At 66.5% G+C, this 9,646-nt stretch carries 10 protein-coding genes and 1 pseudogene; 1 reads left to right on the forward strand and 10 read right to left on the reverse strand.

Annotation, left to right across the window (positions count from 1 at the left end):
- The 5 genes from preA to B4A72_RS05550 form a co-directional block, all read right to left on the reverse strand.
- Nucleotides 1–800: NAD-dependent dihydropyrimidine dehydrogenase subunit PreA (gene preA / locus B4A72_RS05530; protein ID WP_292978207.1), on the reverse strand; the 800-nt coding region annotated here is incomplete at its 3' end.
- 175 nt (nt 801–975) lie between these two features.
- Nucleotides 976–2,310, reverse strand: coding sequence for an NAD(P)-dependent oxidoreductase (locus B4A72_RS05535; RefSeq protein WP_292958180.1), 1,335 nt, complete (start codon nt 2,308–2,310; stop codon nt 976–978).
- 71 nt (nt 2,311–2,381) lie between these two features.
- The gene (locus B4A72_RS05540) at nt 2,382–3,716 is read right to left on the reverse strand and encodes a sensor histidine kinase (RefSeq protein WP_292958182.1); all 1,335 of its coding nucleotides are present in this window, start codon (nt 3,714–3,716) and stop codon (nt 2,382–2,384) included.
- Nucleotides 3,713–4,375 carry a response regulator transcription factor gene (locus tag B4A72_RS05545; RefSeq protein WP_292958184.1) on the reverse strand — a complete coding sequence of 221 codons (663 nt, stop codon included), beginning with the start codon at nt 4,373–4,375 and terminating at the stop codon, nt 3,713–3,715. The genes B4A72_RS05540 and B4A72_RS05545 overlap by 4 nt, the downstream gene beginning before the upstream one ends.
- Before the next feature lie 24 nt (nt 4,376–4,399).
- Nucleotides 4,400–4,756 carry a PepSY domain-containing protein gene (locus B4A72_RS05550; protein WP_292958186.1) on the reverse strand — a complete coding sequence of 119 codons (357 nt, stop codon included), beginning with the start codon at nt 4,754–4,756 and terminating at the stop codon, nt 4,400–4,402.
- A 129-nt stretch (nt 4,757–4,885) separates the two neighbouring features.
- Here B4A72_RS05550 and B4A72_RS05555 point away from each other — a divergent pair, with 129 nt between their 5' ends.
- The gene (locus tag B4A72_RS05555) at nt 4,886–5,710 is read left to right on the forward strand and encodes a hypothetical protein (RefSeq protein WP_292958188.1); all 825 of its coding nucleotides are present in this window, start codon (nt 4,886–4,888) and stop codon (nt 5,708–5,710) included.
- A gap of 54 nt (nt 5,711–5,764) precedes the next feature.
- Here the strand turns inward: B4A72_RS05555 and B4A72_RS05560 are convergent, their stop codons facing one another.
- From B4A72_RS05560 to B4A72_RS05580, 5 genes and pseudogenes are all read right to left on the reverse strand, one after another.
- Nucleotides 5,765–6,367 (reverse strand): YitT family protein, encoded by a 603-nt coding sequence (locus tag B4A72_RS05560; RefSeq protein ID WP_292978208.1) that lies wholly within the window; start codon nt 6,365–6,367, stop codon nt 5,765–5,767.
- Between the two features lie 232 nt (nt 6,368–6,599).
- On the reverse strand, nt 6,600–7,586 hold the full coding sequence (locus B4A72_RS05565) for an ABC transporter substrate-binding protein (protein WP_292958192.1): 987 nt from the start codon (nt 7,584–7,586) through the stop codon (nt 6,600–6,602).
- Nucleotides 7,587–7,609: 23 nt separating this feature from the next.
- The gene (locus B4A72_RS05570; protein ID WP_292958194.1) at nt 7,610–8,452 is read right to left on the reverse strand and encodes an ABC transporter permease; all 843 of its coding nucleotides are present in this window, start codon (nt 8,450–8,452) and stop codon (nt 7,610–7,612) included.
- Entirely contained in the window at nt 8,449–9,330 is an 882-nt protein-coding gene (locus B4A72_RS05575; protein WP_292958222.1) for an ABC transporter permease, read from the reverse strand. Before B4A72_RS05575 ends, B4A72_RS05570 begins: the two co-directional genes overlap by 4 nt.
- Before the next feature lie 31 nt (nt 9,331–9,361).
- Nucleotides 9,362–9,646: pseudogene (locus B4A72_RS05580) on the reverse strand (ABC transporter ATP-binding protein); the annotation flags it as partial.

Genomic DNA, 9,646 nt, shown 5'->3' on the forward strand with positions numbered 1-9,646 from the left:
GTCGTGATACCGCCGATGCCGCTGATCGGCAGCCCGCGCGTGTCCGCGCCGCGCGCGATTTCCGACACCATGCTCAGCGCGATCGGCTTGACTGCCGGCCCGCAATACCCGCCATGCGCACCCTTGCCGTCGATCGTGGGCTGCGGCGCGAACAGATCCAGATCGACCGAGGTGATGCTGTTGATCGTGTTGATCAGACTGACCGCGTCGGCCCCGCCGCGCCGGGCAGCCTCGGCCGGTTTGCAGATATCGGTGATGTTCGGCGTCAGCTTCACGATGCAGGGCATCCGCGAATATTGCTTGACCCAGCGTGTCACCATCTCGATATAGTCCGGCACCTGTCCGACCGCGCTGCCCATGCCGCGTTCGGACATCCCGTGCGGGCAGCCGAAATTCAGTTCGACCCCGTCGGCGCCGGTATCCTCGATCTGGCTCAGGATCCTGCGCCAGCTATCCTCGTCGCAGGGCACCATCAGGCTGATGACCAGTGCCCGATCGGGATAGTCGCGCTTGACCTGCTTGATCTCGCGCAGGTTCACCTCCAGCGGGCGGTCGGTGATGAGTTCGATGTTGTTCAGGCCCAGAACCCGCCGGTCATTGCCATGGATCACGCCGTATCGCGGGCCGTTGACGTTCACGACGGGCGGTCCCTCGCTGCCCAATGTCTTCCACACGACCCCGCCCCATCCGGCCTGAAAGGCCCGTCGGACGTTGTATTCCTTGTCGGTGGGCGGGGCCGAGGCCAGCCAGAACGGATTGGGAGACTTGATCCCGATAAAGTCGCTGCGCAGATCAGCCATCGCTTGTCCTTCCTTCCAACGGGCCAGACGGGCCGGGCCTATTTCAGCTATTTGCGGTCGATGGGGCAATCCTTGTCTTGGCCGCGCGGTCCGGCAGCAGCCGGATCATCGTGACCCCACCCCGCAGCAGGCCATAGACGAAAAGACGGTTTCTCGATCATGGCCGGTCCTTCCGTCATGGCGACAGGCTCAGGTGAATATCTTCCGCGGCATCGCGGCCCTGGGCCACCGCCGTCACCGTCAGGTCGTCGCCGCCGGCCGCGCAGTCGCCGCCCGCCCAGACCTTGTCGAGGCTGGTCCGGCCGGGGCCGGTGACGGCGATCTTGCCGCCCTCCAGCGCCGGCGATCCGGGCGCCTCGTCCAGCCGCTGTCCGATGGCGCGAAACAATTGGTCGGCCTTCAGCCGGAATCGCTGGTCGGTCATGACCAGACCTTCGGGACTGTCCTCGGTATAGCAGAATTCCACCTCTGCGACAGCGCCGTCGCCATGGATTGCCACCGGCGCGGCGTTGTGGATGATGCGCACGCCGGATGCGCTGGCATGATCCTGTTCGTGCCGGCTGGCGGTCATCCGGTCCTGCCCGCGCCGATAGACCATGGTCACGTTTTCGGCCCCCAGCAGTTTCGACTGCACGGCGGCATCGATCGCGGTCATTCCGCCGCCGATCACCACGACATCCCGGCCGACGGCCAGGCCGGCCAGATCCGCGGCCTGCCGCAGTTCGGCGATGAAATCCACCGCGTCGCCGACATTGCCGATTCCTTCATCGCCGGTCCGCAGGGCGTTCGTGGCGCCAAGGCCGATCGCCAGGAAAACCGCGTCGTAGTCCGCCGTCAGACCTTCCAGTGTCAGATCGCGGCCAAGGGCCTTGCCGGTCTCGATGGTGATCCCGCCAATGCCCAGCAGCCATTCGATTTCCGCCTGGGCAAAGCCGTCCACGGTCTTGTAGCTGGCGATGCCGTATTCGTTCAGACCGCCGGGCTTGTCGCGCGCCTCGAAGATCACGACCTCATGGCCCTTGGCCGCCAGCCGATGCGCGCAGGACAGGCCCGCAGGTCCCGCGCCGACGACGGCGATCCGCCTGCCGGTCGGCGCGCCCCGCCGGAACGGATGGCCCGGCCTGGCCATCAGCCCATCGGTGGCGTGGCGCTGCAGCGCGCCGATCTCGACCGGTCTGCCCTCGGCCTCCATCCTGACGCAGGCGCCCTCGCACAGGTTTTCGGTCGGGCAGACGCGGGCGCACATACCGCCCAGGATATTGGCGTGGAAGATGGTCATCGCCGCCGCATCCGGCGTTCCGGTCGCGATCTGGCGGATGAACAGCGGAATGTCGATGGCGGTGGGACAGGCCGTTATACAGGGCGCGTCGTGACAGAAATAACAGCGATCGGCGGCGACCTGTGCCTCGTGCGCGGTCAGAGGCGGGGCAATGTCGCGGAAATTCAGCGCCAGATCCTCGGGCGCAAGACGGCCCGGGACGATGCCTGGCGACAACCTGGCTTGGGACATTCGTGTCTCCTGGCTCACCTGTTGGTCAGGTTCAGGCTGGCACAGATGCGTTTTTTTATCAAATGGTAAAATCAACCCGCCCGAGTCGCGTCCCGGATCGAGCCCGGAAGGTCCAGGATGGCCGCCAATCCGCCCGTCGGCGCCCGTTCAAGCCGCAACTCGCCGCCGTGCAGCGCGGCCAGGTCGGCGACGATGGCAAGGCCCAGGCCGGCGCCGGGAGGGCCTGTTTCGTCCAGTCGCGCACCGCGGATCAACGCGCGCGGCGCGTCGGTTTCGGCCAGGCCGGGGCCGTCATCCTCGATGGCGATCAGAACCCGCCCTTGTCCTGCGCTGATGCGAAAGACCAGACATGAGCGGCCCCATTTCACCGCGTTCTCGGCCAGGTTGCCGATCATCTCTTCCAGATCCTGCCGTTCGCCGAAGAAGTCGGCAGCGGCAGCGGCAGGGTCCAGGATCCGCGCGGTCATGCCCTTGTCGGCCATCGGGTGACGCAGCACGATGAGGATGTCGTCGATCACCTGGGCAATCGCGGTGCGCTGTCCCAGGGTCGCGGGCTGGGCCGCACGGGCGCGCCGCAGATGCCAGCCGATCAGCCGGTCCATGCGCGCGATCAGCGCCTGTCCGCGATGATCGCCCGGCAGATCGTTGGCCAGCGCCGCCAGCGGCGTTTTCAGCGAATGGGCCAGATTGCCCAGATGCCGCCGCGACCGCGCCAGGAGGGTGGCGTTCTGGTCCAGCGCGGCGTTGATCTCGGCCGTCAGGGGGCGCAGTTCCGACACGTCGGGCAGGGGCAGGCGATGGGTCCGGCCCTCGCGCACCCGACGCAGATCGGCGCCCAGCGAATCGAGGCTGCGCAGCCCGACGGCCACCTGAACGACGGTGCCCCCCGCCAGCCCAAGACCCAGGATCGCCAGCGAAATCGCCAGAGGGCGCCGGATCTGGCGCAGGCTGGCGCGGATTTCGTCAGCCGGCGCTGTGACGGTCACGGCGACGCGGGCATCGCTGTCGGGGATGGTCAGTTCTTGCCGCGACACCCGCAGATGGGCGCCATCCGCGCCGCGTCCCGGCCGGCCGGCATAGCTGCCCGGCGGGCCTTGAAGCCGCCCGTCCAGCAACGAGGGCGATCGCGCCACCGCCCGGCCGTCCGCTGCAACCTGCCAATACCAGCCGCTGAAGGGCAGGCCGAAGCGGGCGTCGGCGGGCGGCGTCGCGACCGCAATCCGGTTATCGGCGCCGACCTCGAGTCCGGCGATCAGCGAATCCGCAGCCGCCCTCGTTTCGGCGTCGAAACGGTCGGTGACGAAATCGTCCAGCAGATTCGAGATGACCAGGAACGCCGCCAGCAGGGCCGCCCCAAGCCAGACCGCCGCCAGAACCAGCAGTCGCCCCCGGATCGAGCGCATCATGGGAGCGCCCGCAGGACATAGCCCTCGCCCCGCCGCGTCTGGATCAGGCCGTCGCCGATCTTGCGGCGAAGGCGGCCGATCACGACCTCGATCGACTTGAAGTCGCGATCGGTATCGGCCTCGTAGAGGTGGTCCGACAATTCGGTCCGGCTGACGACGCGATTCTGGTGGTGGATCAGATAGGACAGGATGCGCGCCTCGAAGGCGGTCAGTTTCAGTGCCACGCCGTCGCGGGTGATGACGCCCAACTGGCTGTCCAGCCGCAGCGGGCCTGCGGCGATCACGGAGCGGGCATGACCGGCCGCGCGCCGGATCAGGGTTCGCGCGCGCAAAACGACCTCGTCCAGGCGGAAGGGCTTGACGGCATAATCGTCGGCGCCCGCGCGAAAGCCCGCGACCTTGTCGGTCCAGTCGCCGCGCGCCGTCAGGATCAGCACCGGCATGTGGATTCCCTGTTCGCGCCAGCGGGTCAGAACCTCGATCCCCGACAGGCCCGGCAGGCCAAGATCAAGGATCGCCACGTCATAGCATTCGGTCGCGCCCAGAAACTCTCCGGCCTCGCCGTCGCCGGCATGATCGGTCACAAAGCCCGCATCCTTCATCGCCTGCGAAAGCTGCCCGGACAGAACCGGGTCATCCTCGACAATCAGCGCGCGCATTCAATCCTCGTCATCATCTGTCAGCTAGGGCCGGTCCTTGCCGCGACGCAGCGCCTGCAATTGTCCGCGACCGGCCACTTCCAGAAAACGACCGGTGCGGGCATCCAGCCGGATTCGCAGAAGGTTGCCTTCGGGCGTGAGGAGGCGGAATTCATAGACCAGCGCCGCACCCAATTCGTGTTCCCGGGGGCTGGGGCGGCGAATCTCGGCCCCGACAAGGCGGCCGGCATAGCGGTCGCTGACGCGCCGGGCCAGACGGTCGAAGGGCAGCGGCTGAAAATCCTGCGCCATCGCGGCGGGCTGGCGGGCGAGGGGAAGGGAAAAACCGGCCCCGAGGGACAGGATGGCGATCAGCAGCAGGGGCAGGACATTGCGGCGCATGGATCATCTATGCCGACTTGCCACCCAATGGAAACCAAATGGCCGGTTGGTCCTTGGTTCGGCATGATTGTCCTAGAACCGATTCGTCCCGGCCATGCAAAGGCCGGAGAGTTGACGAAAGGAAAGACGATGAGAAGAATTCAACTGGGAACCTCTGCCGTGATCCTGGCGCTGATGGGCGCGATCGGCACCGGCGCGTTGGCGCAGGACCAGGCCCCCGCCACGGCGCAATCCAGTCCGCAGACGCAGCTGCCGCAGGTTTTGGGCGCGTTGAACCTGACCGACATCGCGACGCGCGAGGCCCGGCACGGCGGCAACCGCATCGAGGGCAACCTGCCCGGAGGCGGTGAGATCCAAGCCGTCATCGACGAGAGCGGCAATCTCGTCATGGTCGATGTGGACGACGCCGCGATGCCGCAATCGCTGATCGACGCGATGCTGCCGCAGAGCGTGCGCGACAATGCGGTTTTCGGCCAGTTCGCAACGATCGGCAAGCTGGCCACGATGGATTCGCGCGTGATGATCGGCGGCGAGGATGCGGATGGAGAGGATCTCCGCGCGGGTTTCGACGCCGAGGGCCGGCTGTTGCGCTTTGGCCGCGAGGATGGTGACGGCCGGCGTTTCGGGCGCGGTCCGGAACGCGGTGAGCACGGCGGCAAGGACGAATCACGTAAGGGTCGCGGCCCGGGCATGATGGGCGGCCATGACGGCGACAGGGAAGGTCCGCGCGGCGGTGATCGTCGCGGTGAACGCCCCGGCGAGGGGCCGGGCCGGGCGCCGATGATGGATCGCGCGGCGATCGACAAGGTGCTGGGCGATGCGGGCTACACCGATCTGGCCCAACCCCGCCGCGCCGGTCCGCGCTTTGCCCTGGATGCAACCAATCCCGCGGGCGAACAGGTCACGCTGGAAATCGACGCCAAGGGCGACATCCTGCGCGAAACCGCGCGCTAGGACATGAAGCGGCGGTCCCGACGGGGGCCGCCGCGCCATTCGATGATAGAGGCGTCAAACGATATAACGGTCGCGCCGGTGATTGATCGCGATCACCAGGTTCAGGACCACCGCCCCCAGAAAACTCCAGGCGACAATGATCGGGTCGCGCAGGCTCAGCGCGATCAGGAACAGGGCCGCGTCGAACGCCATCTGCACCCAGCCCGCGCGGAACCCGGTCGCGTCCTGAATGTAGAGCCCGACGATCCCGATCCCGCCCAGCGACGAGCCGTGCCGGAACAGCGCCAGCAAGCCGGCACCGGTCAGGCAGCCGAACAGCACCGCGCCCACGGCCGGATGCACGGGTCCGAATTGCATCAGCGAGGGCAGGACCATGGTCAGCACGGATAACAGCGCCACCGCGGCAAAGGACTTGGCCACGAAGACAGGGCCGAAACGTTTCCAGCCCAGCCAGTAGAAGGGCAGGTTGACGACAAAGAAGACCGGGCCGAATTCCCAACCCGTCGCATAGGAGATCAGGATCGCCAGCCCCGCCGTCTGGCCGGTCACGAAGCCCAGATGGGTCAGCAACAGAACCCCGATGGCGGCCATGAAGCTGCCGAAGGCGATGCCTTGCGCATCTTCGAGGGACGAATGTTTCCGCGTGTCCGGTTTCATGACCGCTGTCTCGCCCGGCTTGCCGGGATCCGCAAGAGGCGGGGCTTGTCTCTCGAAGCGTCGAACGGGACGCGGCCAAGCTGGGCCGGGCCGGGTCACCTTGATCGGGACAGACTGCGCGACGATCCCCCCGGTTCGTCTGAGGCCGTCCAGTTCTCCGCGCGAAATGATCGTCGTCCTTGGCCCCTTGCGGCAGGTCCGGCGCGGAGCTCGACCCGCGCCGGACCTGTCATCATTTCATTGCCTTGTCGGTCACTTCCGCCGACCAGGCCCCTTCGGGTTCCCTGGAGATCACCGGGTCCGAGCCCCCCGACATCAGCGTATCGACCGTGCGCTGATAATCGGCCTCGTCCAGCGATCCGTCGGATCCTTCCAGAAGCTTCGCGATCTCGCCCATCATGCGGGTCTGATGCGCGATGGTCTGGGCGCCGGTCTCGTCGTTTTCCAGCACGATCTCGGCCGCTTCCTGCGGGTTTTCCGCGGCATAGGTCCAGCCCTTCATGCTGGCGCGCACGAACCGGGCCAGCTTGTCCACCATCGCCGGATCCTGAAGATTCTGCTCCAGCGTATACAGGCCGTCCTCCAGCGTGGCGACGCCCTGATCCTCGTATTTGAAGGTCACCAGATCTTCGGGCGTCAGCCCCGCATCCAGAACCTGTCCGTATTCGTTATAGGTCATGGTGCTGATGCAGGCGGCCTGCTTTTGCAGCAGCGGATCGACGTTGAAGCCCTGTTTCAGGACGGTGACCCCGTCGGGTCCGCCATCGGTGGACAGGCCCAGCGTGTTCATCCAGGACAGGAACGGATATTCGTTCCCCGAGAACCAGACGCCCAGCGTCTTGCCCTTGAAATCGGTCTTGGGATCGGTGATGCCGCTTTCCTTGAGACAGGTCAGCATCATGCCGGATTTCTTGAACGGCTGGGCGATGTTGACGATCGGCAGGCCCTTTTCGCGTGCGGCCAGGGCTGCGGGCATCCATTCGACGGTGACATCGGCGCCGCCGCCGGCCAGAACCTGCGTCGGCGCGATGTCCGGTCCGCCCGGCTTGATGTTGACGTTCAGATCCTCTTCGTCGTAGAAGCCCTTGTCCTTGGCCACGTAATAGCCCGCGAACTGCGCCTGCGTGACCCATTTCAATTGCAGGGTCAGGTCTTCCGCCGCCTGGGCGGCGCCGGCGATCAGCGCAAGGGCGCCGGCCGAAAGCATCAGTTTCTTCATCATACACCTCTCTGTTGGAGCGGTCAGCCCCGTTGATTGCGCTGCGACGGGTGCCAGAACGTCACCTTCTTCTCGATCAGCGCGACAATGCCATAGAACAGCGATCCGGCGATGGCCGCCACAAGGATTTCCGCCCAGACCAGCGGCAATTCCAGCCGCCCGACGGCAGTCGCGATGCGAAAGCCCATCCCCCGGGTCGGGCTGCCGAAGAATTCGGCAACGATGGCACCGATCAGCGCCAGCGTCGTGGTGATCTTCAACCCGTTGAACAGGAACGGCATCGCGGCCGGCAGGCGCAGCTTCCACAGGCTTGCGCCATAGGGCGCGGCCCAGGTCGCCATCAGGTCGCGCTGCATCCGGTCGGTGGCGGCCAGTCCCGCGACCATGTTCACCAGGATCGGGAAGAAGACCATGACCACGACCACGGCGGCCTTGGATTGCCAGTCGAAGCCGAACCACATCACCAGAATGGGTGCGATCCCGACGATGGGCAGGGCGGCGACAAAATTTCCGATCGGCAGCAGCCCGCGCTGCAGAAAAGGGCTACGGTCGATGGCAATGGCGGTCAGGATCGCCGACAGGGCGCCGATCAGCCAGCCGCTGAGCGCGCCCTTGACGATGGTCTGCACGAAATCGGTCCACAGGATCGCGGTATTGGCGGCAAAACCGGCAGCGATCTGGCTGGGCGCCGGCAGAATGACCGAGGGTACGGCATAAAGCCGCACGACCATCTCCCACAGGATCAGGATCGTCGCGCCGAAGATCACCGCGACGAGAAGACGTGTCGTTCTGGTGTCGAACCGGGCCAGCCAGATGTTCAGCGCCCAGCCGGCCAGCCAGACCAGAAGGATCTTCAGCAGCGTCATCGGGCCAGCCCCATCCGGCGCAGAGCGATCTTCTCGACCGCGCCGATCGCGATCACCAGCCCGGCAGCCAGTGCTGCCGCGGCAAAAAGCGCCGACCAGATCTGCACCGTCTGCCCGTAATAGCTGCCCGACAGCAGGCGTGCGCCCAGGCCGGAACTGGCGCCCGCCGGCAATTCGCCCACGATGGTGCCGACCAGCGCCGCCGCCACGCCCACCTTCAGGCTGGCGAACAGATAGGGCATCGACGAAGGCAGCCGCAGCCGCCAGAAAATCTGCGAAGGCGAGGCCGACCAGCTTTTCATCAGATCCAGCTGCATCGCGTCGGGTGTCCTCAGCCCCTTTACCATCCCGACCAGGACCGGGAAGAATGACAGCCAGGCCGCGATTACCGCCTTGGGCAGAAGCCCGGTGATCCCCGCGCTGGCAAGGACGACGATCACCATCGGCGCGATGGCCAGGATCGGCACGGTCTGGCTGGCCACCGCCCAAGGCATCACCGACTGGTCCATCGCGCGGTTGTGCACGATGCCGACCGCCAGCAGGATCCCCGCCGCGGTGCCGATGGCAAAGCCCGCCAGCGTCGCCGACAGCGTGACCCAGCCGTGCCAGACAAGACTGCGTTTCGAGGTGATCTTCTGCCCCGCGATCCCGTCCCACAGACCGGCGGCCACCTGATGCGGCGCGGGCAGGACGGGGCGATCCAGGCTCAGCGTCCGGACGACGAATTCTCCAGTGCTCAGCACCGTCTCGCTGCGCGCCGCCTGATCCCGCACCCATTGCGCGTTCAGGCCGACGGCGCCGGCATACCAGATCGCGACGATGGCCAGCAGGACGGCCAGGACGGGCAGGGTGCGGCCCTTGGCGGCCCGGCGCAGCATTCCTCCGCCGCGCATCTCTCCGATGGCGGCGTCAGTCATCGCCGTGCCCGTCCCGCAGCGCCTCGCGGACCTCGTGCGCCAGCGCAATGAAGTCGGGCGTGTCGCGGATGTCCAGCGGGCGATCGCGCGGCAGGGAACTGTCGATGATCCGGGTGATCCGCCCCGGCCGCGGCGACATGACGACGATGCGCGTGGACAGATAGACGGCTTCGGGGATCGAGTGGGTCACGAAAGCGATGGTCTTTCCGGTCTTGGCCCACAGATCCAGCAGTGCCTCGTTCAACCGGTCGCGGACGATCTCGTCAAGCGCGCCGAA

The organism is Paracoccus sp. UBA5162 (assembly GCF_002413585.1).
GTDB lineage: Bacteria > Pseudomonadota > Alphaproteobacteria > Rhodobacterales > Rhodobacteraceae > Paracoccus.